The sequence below is a fragment of the Mycobacterium simulans genome (assembly GCF_900232995.1).
Lineage (GTDB): Bacteria > Actinomycetota > Actinomycetes > Mycobacteriales > Mycobacteriaceae > Mycobacterium > Mycobacterium simulans.
Map to the genome: position 1 here is coordinate 523,928 of NZ_OCVX01000003.1, position 14,354 is coordinate 538,281.

At 66.3% G+C, this 14,354-nt stretch carries 16 protein-coding genes; 6 read left to right on the forward strand and 10 right to left on the reverse strand.

The window, feature by feature from the left end; genetic code table 11:
* The first annotated feature begins 66 nt into the window (after window positions 1-66).
* A complete protein-coding gene (locus MSIMFI_RS03225; protein ID WP_191496101.1) occupies window positions 67-1,410 on the forward strand; it encodes a PPE family protein in 1,344 nt (447 codons plus the stop codon).
* Between the two features lie 9 nt (window positions 1,411-1,419).
* On the opposite strand, the gene MSIMFI_RS03230 is transcribed toward MSIMFI_RS03225, so the two are convergent.
* Window positions 1,420-2,058, reverse strand: coding sequence for a PaaI family thioesterase (locus tag MSIMFI_RS03230; protein WP_191497997.1), 639 nt, complete (start codon window positions 2,056-2,058; stop codon window positions 1,420-1,422).
* A gap of 26 nt (window positions 2,059-2,084) precedes the next feature.
* Complete coding sequence (locus MSIMFI_RS03235) at window positions 2,085-3,383, reverse strand: adenylosuccinate synthase (RefSeq protein WP_191496102.1); 1,299 nt, start codon at window positions 3,381-3,383, stop codon at window positions 2,085-2,087.
* A gap of 88 nt (window positions 3,384-3,471) precedes the next feature.
* Here MSIMFI_RS03235 and MSIMFI_RS03240 point away from each other — a divergent pair, with 88 nt between their 5' ends.
* The 3 genes from MSIMFI_RS03240 to MSIMFI_RS03250 are packed head-to-tail and all read left to right on the forward strand — an operon-like array spanning window position 3,472 to window position 5,843.
* Window positions 3,472-4,107, forward strand: coding sequence for a peptidase M50 (locus MSIMFI_RS03240; protein WP_191496103.1), 636 nt, complete (start codon window positions 3,472-3,474; stop codon window positions 4,105-4,107).
* Window positions 4,108-4,118: 11 nt separating this feature from the next.
* Window positions 4,119-4,898, forward strand: a complete 780-nt coding sequence (locus MSIMFI_RS03245) for a site-2 protease family protein (RefSeq protein WP_191496104.1) — start codon at window positions 4,119-4,121, stop codon at window positions 4,896-4,898.
* Between the two features lie 45 nt (window positions 4,899-4,943).
* Window positions 4,944-5,843 carry a cation diffusion facilitator family transporter gene (locus MSIMFI_RS03250; protein ID WP_191496105.1) on the forward strand — a complete coding sequence of 300 codons (900 nt, stop codon included), beginning with the start codon at window positions 4,944-4,946 and terminating at the stop codon, window positions 5,841-5,843.
* Window positions 5,844-5,848: 5 nt separating this feature from the next.
* On the opposite strand, the gene MSIMFI_RS03255 is transcribed toward MSIMFI_RS03250, so the two are convergent.
* Window positions 5,849-6,262: a DUF3151 domain-containing protein gene (locus MSIMFI_RS03255; RefSeq protein WP_191496106.1), complete on the reverse strand. Its 414-nt coding sequence runs from the start codon at window positions 6,260-6,262 to the stop codon at window positions 5,849-5,851.
* A gap of 53 nt (window positions 6,263-6,315) precedes the next feature.
* Here MSIMFI_RS03255 and MSIMFI_RS03260 point away from each other — a divergent pair, with 53 nt between their 5' ends.
* The gene (locus tag MSIMFI_RS03260) at window positions 6,316-7,143 is read left to right on the forward strand and encodes an Rv0361 family membrane protein (protein WP_191496107.1); all 828 of its coding nucleotides are present in this window, start codon (window positions 6,316-6,318) and stop codon (window positions 7,141-7,143) included.
* Here MSIMFI_RS03260 and fbaA read toward each other — a convergent pair whose 3' ends face one another.
* A complete protein-coding gene (fbaA, locus tag MSIMFI_RS03265) occupies window positions 7,144-8,178 on the reverse strand; it encodes a class II fructose-bisphosphate aldolase (RefSeq protein WP_191496108.1) in 1,035 nt (344 codons plus the stop codon).
* A 61-nt stretch (window positions 8,179-8,239) separates the two neighbouring features.
* Between fbaA and MSIMFI_RS03270 the strand changes: the two genes are divergently transcribed.
* Complete coding sequence (locus MSIMFI_RS03270; RefSeq protein WP_191496109.1) at window positions 8,240-8,920, forward strand: VTT domain-containing protein; 681 nt, start codon at window positions 8,240-8,242, stop codon at window positions 8,918-8,920.
* A gap of 1 nt (window position 8,921) precedes the next feature.
* Here MSIMFI_RS03270 and MSIMFI_RS03275 read toward each other — a convergent pair whose 3' ends face one another.
* The 6 genes from MSIMFI_RS03275 to MSIMFI_RS03300 all read right to left on the reverse strand — a co-directional run bounded on the left by MSIMFI_RS03275 (window position 8,922) and on the right by MSIMFI_RS03300 (window position 14,354).
* Window positions 8,922-10,019, reverse strand: a complete 1,098-nt coding sequence (locus tag MSIMFI_RS03275; protein ID WP_191496110.1) for a glycoside hydrolase family 76 protein — start codon at window positions 10,017-10,019, stop codon at window positions 8,922-8,924.
* Between the two features lie 336 nt (window positions 10,020-10,355).
* Window positions 10,356-11,570 carry a vWA domain-containing protein gene (locus tag MSIMFI_RS03280; RefSeq protein ID WP_191496111.1) on the reverse strand — a complete coding sequence of 405 codons (1,215 nt, stop codon included), beginning with the start codon at window positions 11,568-11,570 and terminating at the stop codon, window positions 10,356-10,358.
* A gap of 2 nt (window positions 11,571-11,572) precedes the next feature.
* Window positions 11,573-12,166 carry an SRPBCC family protein gene (locus tag MSIMFI_RS03285; protein ID WP_191496112.1) on the reverse strand — a complete coding sequence of 198 codons (594 nt, stop codon included), beginning with the start codon at window positions 12,164-12,166 and terminating at the stop codon, window positions 11,573-11,575.
* A 15-nt stretch (window positions 12,167-12,181) separates the two neighbouring features.
* Window positions 12,182-13,051 (reverse strand): AAA family ATPase, encoded by an 870-nt coding sequence (locus MSIMFI_RS03290; RefSeq protein WP_191496113.1) that lies wholly within the window; start codon window positions 13,049-13,051, stop codon window positions 12,182-12,184.
* Window positions 13,048-13,653, reverse strand: a complete 606-nt coding sequence (locus tag MSIMFI_RS03295) for a nucleotidyltransferase family protein (protein ID WP_191496114.1) — start codon at window positions 13,651-13,653, stop codon at window positions 13,048-13,050. The genes MSIMFI_RS03290 and MSIMFI_RS03295 overlap by 4 nt, the downstream gene beginning before the upstream one ends.
* The gene (locus MSIMFI_RS03300; RefSeq protein WP_191496115.1) at window positions 13,650-14,354 is read right to left on the reverse strand and encodes an XdhC family protein; all 705 of its coding nucleotides are present in this window, start codon (window positions 14,352-14,354) and stop codon (window positions 13,650-13,652) included. Before MSIMFI_RS03300 ends, MSIMFI_RS03295 begins: the two co-directional genes overlap by 4 nt.

Sequence of the window (14,354 nt, forward strand, 5' to 3'; positions counted from 1 at the left end):
ATCGGTGCCTGTGTAATTTGCCCATGAGGAGGTGGGGGCGAGTGAGTGGCGCGTCCAGGGGTAGCTATGGACTTCGGTGAGCTACCTCCGGAAATCAATTCAGCCAGACTGTATTCCGGCCCGGGCTCGACTCCGTTAATACAAGCGGCCGCGGCCTGGCAGCGACTGGCCAACGAACTGAACGCAACGGCTGATTCCTACTCTTCGGTGATTTCCGGGTTAACCGGAGTGGAGTGGCAAGGTTCCGCTTCGCTATCGATGGCAGCCGCGGCCGCCCCCTACGTGGCGTGGATGAGAGCTACGGCCGCCCAAGCCGAGCAAGCCGCAGCCCAGGCCGTGGCCGCGGCCAACGCCTACGAGGCGGCATTCGCGGCTACCGTGCCCCCGGCGGCGATCGCGGCCAACCGCAGCACCATGATGTCGCTGGTCCAGACGAACATTTTCGGCCAAAACACGCCGGCCATCGCGAACAGCGAAGCGGACTACGCGGAAATGTGGGCCCAGGACATCGTCGCCATGGACGGCTACGCAGGTACCTCAGCAGCAGCGTCGGAGTTGACGCCGTTCGCTCCGCCACCGGCGACCACCACCGGGGCCGAGCCAGTGAGCGACGCCGCGGCGCCGCTAGCTCAGGCCGCAGCCGCACCAGCAGCCGCTGCCGCAGCCGCAGCCGCAGCCGCACCAGCTGAAACAAGCGTTCTACCCACGCTGCAATCGTTCCTACCCCCGCCCTTCAACGCCATCCCGAACCCCTTCGAGGATCTTGACGTTCTTGTGCTTGGAGCCGTGGTAGTCGCGGCAGGTGCCTTAGCCGTATCGGGAGCGCAGCTGGGCGAGGTCTATCGGCACGACGTCATCGACGAGTACGACAAGGAAGTGGAACTGGGAGCGATGCCCGGTTCGGCAGGGGAAGAGTCGACGTCCCAAGGCGGGGGAAGGCTGACGACCCCGGTTCAGCCGCCGATCGCCGCGCTGTCCGGCTATTCGTCCAACGTCGGCGGGCTATCCGTGCCCCAGAGCTGGCATCTGCCGCCGGCGGTGCGCCAAGTCGCGGCGATGTTCCCCGGCGCAACCCCGATGTACCTGACGGGCGGCGCGGACGGCTCCTACGCGGGGGTGGCGGCGGCAGGTTTGGCCGGGACCAGCCTGGCAGGTCTTGCGGCGCGGGGCGGCGCCTCCCCGACGACGCCTGCTGCCGCTGCACCGGCAGCGGGCGGATCGGGGGGCGGCGCGGCAGCCGCCCGGCCTGCCGCGAACGCACCCGCGGTCCCGGCTGCGGCCACCGCAGCGCAGTTTCCGGGCCTACCGTCCGGACTGCCGCCCGGCGTCGTCGCCAACCTTGCCGCAACGCTGGCGGCGATCCCCGGCGCGACCATCATCGTGGTACCGCCGAACCCGAATCAGCAATAGCGGCCAACGCTAGGGCTGGCCGGGCAGCAGCCGCACCATTAGGCCGTTGCCTTCGGCCAACACCGTCTCGTCGCTGTCGACCGATTCCAGCAACTCCGCCGACACGAATGCCTTGCGACCCTCGGTCCTGGTGACCCGCCCGCGGATCACCAACGGCACATCGATCGGGGTGATCTTGCGGTAATCGACGTGCAGAAACGCCGTCCGGCTGATCGGCCGTCCGGCCGCATGCGAAATCATGCCGAACATGTGGTCAAACAGCAGCGGCAGCACACCGCCGTGCACCGCGGAGTTACCCCCGACGTGGAACCTGCTGAAAGATCCGGTCATCTCGACGCCGTCGGGTTCGTAGCGGGTCAACGTCCACGGCGGCAGCAGCAGGCTGCCCATACCGGGCATGTCGGGGGTTCGCCCCGCGGGCGCCTTGCCTTCTTCGGCCTGAAATGGGCCGAGCAACTCAACGAGCGCGGCGGCGCGCTCGGCCGCTTCGTCCCAGACGTCGTCACCGGGATCGGCCGACACCGCCAAGTCCTGCAACAGGCGCATGGTCGCCACGAATTGCCGAAAACCCGCGCCGGGGCTGGCAGGGCCGTATTCCGGGAAGCCGCCGTGGTGTTCGTATTCAGGATCTTCATCTTCTGGGCGCACTTCGGACCCGAAGGAAGAATAGTGGGTCACGGGCGGGCCTGCAGGATGTCGCGGCGCACGATGGTCTGATCCCGTCCCGGACCTACACCGATGCACGAAACCGGTGCTCCGGCAAGCTCTTCCAGTCGCAATACATAATCACGCGCCTTGGCCGGCAGGTCGTTGAATTCCCTTGCCGTCGAGATGTCCTCCCACCAGCCCGGCAGCTCCTCATACACGGGCTGGGCACGACAAAGGTCGCTCTGGGTCATGGGCATGTCGTGGGTGCGCTTGCCGTCGATCTCGTACCCGACGCAGACCGGCACCGTTTCCAGGCTGGACAGCACATCGAGCTTGGTCAGGAAGTAGTCGGTGATGCCATTGACCCGGGTGGCGTAGCGCGCGATGACGGCGTCGAACCAGCCGCAGCGCCGACGCCGTCCGGTTGTGACACCGAATTCGCCACCGGTCTTGGACAGATATTCGCCGTGCTCGTCGAACAGCTCGGTGGGGAACGGGCCGGATCCCACCCTGGTGGTGTAGGCCTTGAGGATCCCGAGCACCGTGGTGATCCGGGTCGGGCCGATGCCGGAGCCGACGGCTGCGCCGCCTGCCGTCGGATTCGACGACGTCACGTACGGGTAGGTGCCGTGATCCACATCGAGCAGAGTGCCTTGGGAGCCTTCCAGCAACACGGTCTCGCCGGCCTCCAGGGCGGCGTTGAGGAGCAGGCGGGTGTCGGCGATGCGGTGCCGGAAGCCGTCGGCCTGCTCCAGCAGCGCATCCACGACCTGCGCCGGTTCCAGCGCCTTGCGGTTGTAGATCTTGACCAGCACTTGGTTCTTGAATTCCAGCGCGGCCGTCACCTTATGGGTCAGCTGTTCCGGGTTGAGCACGTCGGCTACCCGGATTCCCATGCGCGCAACCTTGTCCTGATAGCAGGGCCCGATGCCACGGCCGGTGGTGCCGATCTTCTTGCTGCCCATGTAGCGCTCGGTGACCTTGTCGATGGCGACGTGGTAGGGCATGAGCAAGTGCGCGTCGGCGGAGATCAGCAGCTTGGAGGTGTCCACGCCGCGGTCGGCCAGCCCCTGCAGCTCATCGAGCAGGACACCGGGGTCTATCACCACGCCGTTGCCGATGACGTTGGTGACCCCGGGCGTCAGCACCCCCGACGGGATGAGATGCAACGCGAAGTTCTCGCCGGTGGGCAGGACGACGGTGTGCCCGGCGTTGTTGCCGCCCTGATAGCGGACCACCCATTGCACCCGCCCACCGAGGAGATCAGTGGCCTTACCCTTGCCCTCGTCGCCCCACTGGGCGCCGATGAGGACGACTGCCGGCATGCCTTGCTCCCACCTGCTCTCGCGGATTACGCCGCCTATTGTGGTCCAGCCGGTGACCTACCCTACCCAGCGGTTAACGAGGAGTGTCATGAAAACGGGTGAGAACGCCCCGAGCGTGGCGGTGTTGCTGTTTGGTGACGCCTGCACGCCGCGGCCGTTGATCGGTTTGCCGGCACATCGAGACGACCCGGACAGCGCTATTGGCCCCTACCGTCGTGTGGTGGTGGTCGGTTGCGACACGGACCTGGCGACGATGCTGACCCGGCTGCTGCGAGCGGATCGACTCGACGTCGAGGTGGCTTATGCGCCGTGTCGGCGCACCGCCGCTACCCGGGTCTACCGGTTGCCGGCCGGGCGCCGCGCTGCGCGGCGCGCGCGGCGTGGCGTCGCGCAGCGCGTACCGCTGATCCGCGACGAGACCGGGTCGGTGATCGTGGGTCGGGCACGGTGGCTGCCGGCCGGTGACCAGCCCGCGATCCGCGGGGAGGCGGTCGTTGACGACACCGTCCTGTTCGATGGTGAAGTTGCCGGGGTGTGCATCGAGCCGACGCTGGCTGTCCCTGGCCTGCGAGCCCGCGTCAACGGCGGCCGGTGGACTAGCGGGCGCGCCGCCCAGCTGGGCACCACCGGTGCCGCGGTGCTACGTGACGGCCTCCTCGCACCCCGCACAGCGCGCCGATCGACGTTCTACCGCAACGTCGAGGGCTGGCTGCTGGTCCGGTAGGTTTTCGAGAGGTGAGAGAAAGGGGTGCGCGCGAGTCGGTGCGACCCAGCCCGATCTTTCTGGGCCTGGTCGTATTAACGGCAGTCGGGGGCGCGCTGGCTTGGGTGGCTGGCGCGAGCGTGCGGCCCCTGGCCTATGCCGGGGTGTTCACCTTCGTGATCGCGGGCTGGCTGGTGTCGCTGTGCCTGCATGAGTTCGGGCACGCGTTCACCGCGTGGCGCTTCGGCGACCACGATGTCGCAGTGCGCGGCTATCTGACGCTGGACCCGCGGCGCTATAGCCATCCGATGCTTTCGCTCGGAGTGCCGATGTTGTTCATCGCGCTGGGCGGGATAGGCCTGCCCGGCGGCGCGGTATACGTGCGGACGTGGTTCATGTCGGCTACCCGCCGAACCCTGGTCAGTTTGGCCGGAGCGACGATCAATCTGCTGCTGGCGGTGCTGCTGCTGGTGGCCACCCGGTTGCTGTACGACCCGGCGCACGCGGTCTTGTGGGCTGGCGTGGCCTTCCTGGGGTTCCTTCAGCTCACCGCGGTGGTGTTGAACCTGCTCCCGATCCCGGGTCTCGACGGCTACGACGCGCTAGAGCCCCATCTGAGTCCTGAGACGCAGCGCGCGCTGGCACCGGCAAAGCAGTTCGGCATGATTTTTCTGCTGTTCCTGTTCTTGGCACCCGCACTTAGCCGCTGGTTCTTCGGGATTGTGTATTCGCTATTTGAGCTGTCGGGCGTTCCGCACTGGCTGGCGTCCGCGGGTAGCCCCCTTACCCGCTTCTGGAGCATCTGGTTCTGACCACGCTATTGCAATATATGCGATAACACGCATATATTACTCGCGATGGGCGCCGGTCACAGTCACACACCCGCCGAGGCGGACGCGTCTCGGATGATTCCGCGGATGATCATTGCCGCGGGGATTCTGGCGACGTTCTTCGTCGTCGAACTGACCACCTCGTTGCTGATCAATTCGATTGCGCTGCTGGCCGACGCCGGGCACATGCTCACCGACGTGGTTGCCGTGTTCATGGGGCTGGCCGCCGTCGTACTGGCCAGGCGGGGCAGCTCGTCGCCCGACCGCACGTACGGCTGGCATCGCGCCGAGGTGTTCACCGCGGTGGCCAACGCGGTGCTGCTGGTCGGGGTCTCGGTGTTCATCCTTTTCGAAGCGATCGACCGGCTCAGCGATGCGCCGTCGATCCCCGGCGTGCCGATGGTCGTGGTGGCCCTGGCCGGCCTGTCCGCCAACCTCGTGGTAGCCCTCCTGCTGCGCTCGCACGCCGAGGGCAGCCTTGCGGTCAAGGGCGCCTACATGGAAGTCGTCGCCGATACCGTCGGCAGCTTAGGCGTGTTGATCGCCGGTGTGGTGACCATCACGACACACTGGCCCTACGCCGACGTGGTGGTGGCCGTGCTGGTCGCGCTCTGGGTGCTGCCCCGGGCCATCTTGCTGGCCCGCGCCGCGCTGCGGATCCTTTCCGAGTCGTCGCCGAGCCACATCAACGTGGCTGAGCTGCGTTCGGCGTTGCACGCCGTTCCCGGCGTGACCGACGTGCACGACCTGCATGTGTGGACGCTGTCACCGGGCAAAGACATCGTCACCGCGCACCTGACCAGTGACGGCGACTCCGCCAGGGTGCTACAGGACGCGCGCGCGGTGCTGCACGCACATGGCCTGGATCACGCCACCGTGCAGGTCGATTCCGCGGACGGCGACGCCCACTGTTCGGAAGCGTTCTAGAGCCCTTAAAGACCCAAAGCTGGGCGAGCTGCCGGGTCGCAATCGTCGAGCAGATCCAGGCAGCGTCCCACCTCATCGGTCTCGCCGATAGCGTCGGCCGCACGCGCCAGCGCGGCAACACAGCGCAAGAAACCCCGGTTCGGTTCGTGGGAATACGGCACCGGTCCAAACCCCCGCCACCCGTTGCGGCGCAGTTGGTCCAGCCCGCGGTGATAACCGGTACGGGCATATGCATAGGCCGTGATGGCCTTGTCGTCAGCTAGCGCCTCTTCGGCGAGTGCCGCCCAGGCCACCGACGCCGCCGGATGCGCGGCGGCGACGATGCTCGGGTTTTTGTTGGCGAGCAGCTCCGCTTCGGCGTCGCTGTCGCCAGGCAGCAGGATCGGATCAGGTCCCAGGAGGTCACCCATCTGCGTCATGGGCTCTATTGTGCCGTTCCGCGCAGCGGCTGTGCGGTCGCTAAGCTCGCCTCATGCCTAACGCACCCGAGCCCGACCGCGAGGGCACCGAATCCACGGGCGAACCGGACGACGAGCAGACGACGGACCCCGGCACAGACGCTCCGTTGATTCCGCCGGACTCGGAAACCGAGACCGTGGTGATCAGCAAACCCGATGCGCAGAGCGATCCCGAGCCCGTCAATCCGGAGGGGCCGCGCGAACGCCGCTTCACCGCGCCGGGCTTCGACGCAAAAGAGACCCAGATCATCGCCACGGCCCCGGAGGCCGCCACCGAAGTGTTCCAAACCCACCCGGCGCCCGGTGGTCCACCACCACCGCCGCCCGGAATGCCTCCGAAAACAGCTGTGCCACAATCGATCCCACCACGAGGCGGGATGAAGCCGCCGACCTCCAGGCAACATAAGTGGGGCTGGGTACTGGCGATCGTGGTGATCGTCTTGGCGTTGGCGGCGATCGCCATCCTGGGAACCGTCCTGCTGACCCGCACCAAGCATTCGAAGGTTTCGCAGGAAGACCAGGTGCGTCACACCATCCAGAGCTTTGACATCGCGATCCAGACCGGCGACCTGACCGCGCTGCGCAGCATCACCTGCGGCACCACCCGCGATGGCTACGTGGAGTACGACGAAAAGGCCTGGGCCGAAACCTATAGCCGGGTTTCGGCGGCCAAGCAGTATCCGGTCATCGCCAGCATCGATCAGATCGTCGTCAACGGCCAGCACGCCGAGGCCAACATCACCACGTTCATGGCCTTCGATCCACAGGTTCGCTCGACACGCAGCCTTGACCTGCAGTTCCGCGACGATCAGTGGAAGATCTGCCAAGCCCCCAGCAACTAGCTAACCGCTCAGGGACTTGCCCGCGCAGTGCAGGTCGTTGCAGGCTTCGATAACCCGTTCGGTCATGGAGGCTTCGGCCTTCTTGAGATAGCTGCGCGGGTCGTAGACCTTCTTGACGCCCACTTCACCGTCGACCTTGAGCACCCCGTCGTAGTTGCTGAACATGTGTCCGGCGATCGGGCGGGTGAACGCGTACTGGGTGTCGGTGTCGACGTTCATCTTCACGACGCCGTAGCGCAGCGCCTCCTCGATCTCCGACTTCTCCGAGCCTGAGCCGCCGTGGAAGACAAAGTCGAAGGGTTTCGCGTCATCCGATAGGCCGAGCTTGGCCGCGGCAACCTTCTGCCCCTGGGCAAGGATGTCGGGGCGCAGCTTGACGTTGCCGGGCTTGTAGACGCCGTGCACGTTGCCGAACGTCGCGGCCAGCAGGTACTTGCCGTGCTCACCGGCGCCCAGCGCCTCGATGGTCTTCTCGAAGTCATCCGGGGTGGTGTAGAGCTTGTCGTTGATCTCGTTGGCGACGCCGTCCTCTTCGCCGCCGACCACGCCGATCTCGATCTCCAAGACGATCTTGGCGGCGGCCGCCGCCTTGAGCAGCTCCTGCGCGATCACCAGGTTCTCGTCGATCGGCACCGCCGAGCCGTCCCACATGTGCGACTGGAACAGCGGGTTCTTGCCCTTTGACACCCTTTCCGACGAGATCGCCAGCAATGGCCGTACGTAGCCGTCGAGCTTGTCTTTGGGGCAGTGGTCGGTATGCAGCGCGACGTTGATCGGGTACTTGGCCGCGATGATGTGGGTGAACTCGGCCAGCGCTACGGCACCGGTCACCATGTCCTTGACTCCCAGGCCGGAGCCGAATTCGGCACCACCGGTGGAGAACTGAATGATGCCGTCGCTGCCGGCGTCAGCAAAGCCCTTGATGGCGGCATTAATCGTTTCCGAGGAGGTGCAGTTGATGGCCGGAAAGGCGTACGAGTTGGCCTTGGCACGTCCCAGCATCTCGGCGTAGACCTCGGGTGTTGCGATGGGCATGAAACTCTCCTCCTGACGGCTGGGTCACATCAGTATTACAACGCCGGTATGTTGAAGCGTCATGAGCACCGCGGTGGTGGCCCTAGGGGACATCCTCGACCCGATGTACTGGCTGGGCGCCGACGGCGTTTTCGGCTCCGCGGTACTGCCCGGGATCCTGATCATCGTCTTCATCGAGACCGGCTTGCTGTTTCCGCTGCTACCGGGCGAGTCACTGTTGTTCACCGGGGGTTTGCTGGCCGCGCACCCCAATCCGCCGGCCAGCATTTGGGTACTGGCGCCCGCCGTCGCGGTGGTTGCGGTGGCGGGCGACCAAACCGCGTACTTCATCGGACGCCGTATCGGGCCGGCGCTGTTCAAGAAGGAAGACTCGCGCTTCTTCAAGAAGCGTTACGTGACCGAGTCGCATGCGTTTTTTGAGAAGTACGGGTCAAAGGCGATCATTCTGGCCCGGTTCATACCGTTCGTGCGGACGTTTACCCCGGTGGTCGCTGGGGTGTCCTACATGCGCTATCCGGTGTTTCTGGGGTTCGACATCGTCGGCGGTATCGCCTGGGGGGCGGGTGCGACGCTGGCGGGTTACTTTCTGGGCAATGTGCCGTTCGTACACCAGCACCTGGAAAAGATCATCCTGGCCATCGTGTTCCTATCGATTCTGCCGGCGCTGATCGCGGCCTGGCGGGGCTACCGGGCGCGACGACGCGCTGCCGGGAGCGCGTCCGAGCCCGCCCTACCCGACTGAGTCAGGAAACCGCGTGCGCGGCCTCCATCAGCATCCATCCGGAAAGCTGTACCGAGAGATCCCGCTCGGCGATTTCGGAGCTCATCACCGCGCCCTCGACGAACTCCGCCTGCTTGCCGGCCGCGGTGGGCAGTTCGGCGTCGCGGTCCCAGAACGCTCCGAAAACCGGTAACCCGTCCAGCGTTTGCCGGTAGTCCCACGCCGACTTGGCGCTAGCCAGCACTATTGCGCGGGCCGCGTCGCGGGTGGTGACGCCGTCGGCGGAGTCACCCGGCAACGTCGTCGCCACCAGCGCGAGGTATCGGGCGATGATGCCCGCGAATAGGCCGCCGTCCCCGCCGCCGGCGCCCCGCAACACTCCCGAGGGCGCCATGTGTTCGCCGACGGCGGCGACCAGTCGGTGCACGCGCGGAGCGTGCCGGTCGTCATGGGTGCGAGCGGCGAGTTCGGTTTCCAGTCCGAGCACCACGCCCTGGCAGTAGGTGTATTGCGCGCGGACCAGCGAGCCGGCCTTGATCCCGTCGAACACCAAGTGTGTGACGGGGTCGATCAGGGTTTCGTCGATCCAGTCAGCCATCTGCTGGGCCCGCCGCATCCGGTCGCCATAGCGGGCCAGGAAGATCGCCGCCGGGCCGTTGGCGGGCGCGTTGAAGAATTGGTCCTGCTTGCGCCAGGGGATGCCGCCGCCGTCCTCGGGCACCCATGCTTTGACGAACTCATCGGCGAGCTTCGGCAATGCACGTTTGCGCTCGACGCCCGCTATCCGGGTGGCACGTTCCAGGGCCAGCGCCAACCAGGCCATGTCGTCGTAGTAGTTGTTGATCCAGGAGAAGCTGTTGCGGACCCGATGGGAGCGGACCTGCCGATTGATCCGGGTGCGCCGTTGCGGCTGCGGGTCCCGCAGTTGCGCATCGACCAAGCAGTCCAGTAGATGCGCCTGCCACCAGTAATGCCAGGTGCCGAACAGCCGGTCTTTGCGATCCGGAGGATATGCCACGACTCCCAGTTGGGTGCCCGGCAGCACCCAGAGCCGTTTCAGGTGCCGCTGTGTGCCCGCAGCTTCGGAGCTGGCCGCCCGGTTGGCCCATACCTGATCCATACCTGCCGATCCTGCCTCATTCGGGGCAGACCAGGTTTTCTACTTCTCCCTCGATTCCTGAATCAACGTCGCCGGCTCCTCATCCAGCCCGCAACAACCTTGGCAGGACTTGCGGAGCGGACTCGGGACCGGTCGCCCCGTGGCCCGTTGGCGTGAGCTGGCCTGGTCGACGTGATGGCGAAAGCGCAGCGGCGCCATGGGTGCCGTCGGCTTCTGCAGGTCAACGCCACCTCGAAACCCGCATCGGGTGTCCCCCGGTGCAGCGACACATGTGACTGTTGTGACGGTGCAGCGTGCCCGATTTATGTTGCGCACCAATAACTCCCGATCACTGATTCACCGGGGTATTCGATCTCCCGCCAGGTGGTCGCCACCGAGCGCCTCGACCAACTCGCGTAGACCAGCCAGGGAGTTCGCCGGCAGGAACAGATCGCAATAGGGCAGCGCGGCCGCCATCGAACCCGCCAGTGGCTGGTATTCGCAGTGCGCCGCACGAGGGTTGAGCCAGACCAGCGTCTCAGCGCGGCGACGCAGCCGGGCCAGCGCACGGTCCAGCACCTCGGGCGGGTCGCTGTCCCAGCCGTCAGAGGCGACGATCACCACCGCACCGCGCAGCGCGTTGCCGTGCGGCGGGGCCAGCAGCGCGTCGAGGCTGCGGCCAATGGAGGTGCCGCCGAAACGGTCGGTCACCTTGACATTGGCCCGTTCCATCGCCACCTCGGCCGAGCGGTGCGCCAACACCGAGGTGAGCCGGGTCAGCGATGTCGAAAACGCGAAGACCTCGGGGCGCATCCCCGCCTGGCGCCGGACCGCCGCGCGCATCAGATGCAGATAGATCGCGGCGTAGGGCTGCATCGAGCGGCTCACGTCGCAGACCAGGACCACGCGTCGGGGGCGCAACCGCGGCCGGGTGTGCGCCAACCGCACCGACTCCCAGCCGGTCGCCCGCGACGCGCTCATCGTCTTTCGCAGGTCGATGCGTTTGCCATGCGGGCTGGACTCGAACCGTAGACTGCGCCGCCGGGGCCAGCGCGCCACGGTGGTCTCCAGCCAGGAGCCGAGCAGACGCAGATCGTCGGGATCGAATTGGTCGAACGGTTCTTCGGCCAGGGCCGCGATACGGCTGGGCAGCACGTCTGCGAGCTGGAGCCTGGCGGCCACGGCGCCGTCCTGCTCGGGGGCAGCACGGGTGGCCCACGGCAGGGTTTGGTCGGTGGTGCAAGATCGGCTCGGCGCGCGGAGCACGGTGCCGGTCGCGGGGGTCCTGGGACCGGGCAACGGCAGTCTCATGGTGCGGTCGGGAGCGAGGTCGCCGAACGCCGCAGCGAATACCTCATCGAACGCACCGAGGTCCTCCATCCGGTTGACCAGCGTCAACCGGGCGGCCCAGTACAGTGCCGACGGGGTCTTCGGCACCAGCTGCCGCAGTGCCTGCACGAAACTCGCTGGGCCACTGGCGGATACCAGTACCCCCGCGCCGCGCAGGCGCGTCACCATCGCGGCGGCGAACGCCGCGAGATCGACGCCCCGCAGCAGCGCTGGGGTGGTCATGTTCAAGCTCGGCGCCGCAGCACCCAGACCAGGACCAACAGGGCGAGCACCGCCGCTACCGCGGCGCCGTACTTCTTGAGCTGGTCGCCACCGGCGAGGTCTAGCAGGTCGATGGGCTCGGGCTCGGCCACGGGTGGAGCAGGTTCGGGGCCTTGGGCTTTGAGTTCGGCTTCCAGCGACTCCACGAATTGGCCCAACAACTTCTCCGACACCTGCTGCAGCATCCCGCTGCCGAATTGGGCCAGCTTGCCAACGATTTTCAGGTCGGTGTCGACGGTGACGTGAGTGCACTCCCCCGCCTCGTGGAGCTGCGCAGTGACCGTGGCGGCCGCGTTGCCGGTGCCGCGAGCCTCCTTGCCTTTGGCGTCGATGATCGCGCGATGCTGGTCACGATCCTGCTCGACGAAGTGCACCTTGCCGCTGAATTCGCTCGTTACCGGCCCGACCTTGACCTTGACCTTGCCGAGGTAGTCGTCGCCCTCATGGCCGGTCAGCTGCGCCCCGGGCATCAAGGGGATCACCTGTTCCAGATCGGATAGCACGTCCCAGGCCCGCTCGATGGGCGCGCTGACGGTGAACTGGTTGGCGATCTTCATCCTTGAAGTCCTCTCTCATGTCCCGATGTACTCAACAAACGCGTCACGAATGAGATTACGATCGTCGGGTGTCTTCGCCAGCGCCCCCAGGCTGGCCAGCGCGGCCGGGTCGACAAGATCCGCAACGCCCAGTGACACGAGCGCGGCCAGCCAATCAATGGTCTCGGCGACGCCGGGCGGCTTGTCCAGGTCGAGATCGCGTGCGTTGCCGACGAATTGGGTGGCGTGCGCGATCAAGGGCGCGGTTGCGCCGGGCACCGTCCGCCGAACAATCGCGGCCGCGCGGGCCGGCTCGGGATAGTCGATCCAGTGGTAAAGGCAGCGACGACGCAGCGCGTCGTGCAGATCCCGGCTGCGGTTTGAGGTGAGTACGGCGATCGGTGCGCGATCGGCGACGAAGGTGCCCAGCTCGGGAACGGTCACCGCGGATTCGCCGAGGAACTCCAGTAGCAGCGCCTCGAACTCGTCGTCCGCCCGGTCGATTTCGTCGATCAATAGCACTGGGGGTTTCGGGCCGCGGTGCCGCACGCACCGCAGAATGGGCCGATCCACCAGATACTTTTCGGTGTAGAGATCCGCCTCTTCGATCGCCGCGCCTCGCGCCTCGGCCAATCTGATGGACAGCAGCTGGCGTTGGTAATTCCAGTCGTAGAGCGCCTCGTTTGCCGTCAACCCTTCATAGCACTGCAGCCGCACAAGCGGCGTATCTAACACCGCTGCAAGGGTTTTCGCCGCTGTTGTCTTGCCTACACCGGGTTCGCCTTCCAGCAGCAGCGGCCTGCCGAGCGTGACCGCGAGGTAGATCGCGGACGCGGTCCCGGTGTCGAGCAGGTAGTCCTGCTGGTCGAATCGGCACGCCACGTCGTCGGGGTTTGTAAAGGTCATGACGGCACCGATGTTAGTAGGCGCCGATAGTCATCCCAGGTGTCCACGTCTAGCGGCACCGGGCCGTCGACGGCAAGTTCGCTTACCGGGCGCCGGCCGGACTCGATGAGCTTCCAGACCCCCTTGTCGCCATGCAGTTGGGAAATGTCGTCGAACACGTTGCGGCTGAACCAGAACGGGTGTCCGATGCCGTCGGTGTAGCGGCACACCATGATGTCGTTGGGCGGGCCCTCATTGATTATTCGCTGTAGCGTCGCGGGGTCTACCCGAGGCTGGTCGCCGAGCATTAGCACGATGCCGTCGGCGTCTGGGTCCACCCGTTCCAGCGCGGCACGCAGTGATGCCGAACAGCCGGTGCCGTAGTCCGCCTCAGGCTCGTCCAAGCTCACCACGTCGGCGCCGCCCAGCGGCACTTGGTTGCGGATCGCTTGCGCGCCACCACCGAGGGTGACGATCAGTTGGTGGAATCCGGCGCCGCGGGCGACGTCGAGCGTCGCGCCGAGCAGGGTCGTATTCCCGTATGGCAGCAGCTGTTTGGGCGTACCCAGGCGGCTGGAACCGCCTGCTGCCAGCACCACACCGGTGACCCACGGCGCGGTCATGCGCCGCCGTTGTGCAGGGTAGCTATCAATTCCGCGGCGATCGACACCGCGATCTCCGCCGGGGTCTTGGCGCCGATGGCCAGGCCGACCGGGGTGTGGATGCGGGCCCGCTCGGCGTCGGTCAGTTCGAGGTCATTGAGGATCGACGCACCGCGAACCCTGCTGGCCACCAAGCCGATATACCCGACGCCGTTGTCCAGTGCGGCGCGAATGATTTCGGCTTCCGGCCCACCGTGGCTCGCAATTACCACAGCGGTGGCATCCGCGAGATCGGCCTCGCGCCGGGCGTCGTAACCGAGCACCTCGCACAGCTGGATCAGCGCATCGGCGATCGGCGTGGCACCGTAGATCCTGATCAGCGGGGCCGGCAGCTGTGGAGTCAAGAAGATCTCCAACGAGCCGCCGGACAGACACGGGTTGACCACCACGCAAGCACCCGGCGCCTCCGGGAAGTGGACGTCGCCGTCGGGAAGTACTCGTAGCAACACACTTTCACCGGCCTGCAAGACTCCCAGTGCCGCCTTGCGGACCGAGTTCTGCGCGCAATGGCCACCGACGAAACCCTCAATAGTGCCGTCCGCCAAGAGAATCGCCTCGTCGCCGGGGCGTGACGAGGTGGGCTGTTGAGCGCGTACCACGGTCGCGCGCACGAACGGCGTGCGCGCGGCCGCGAGTTGTTGAGCCCGTTCACTGATCATCAT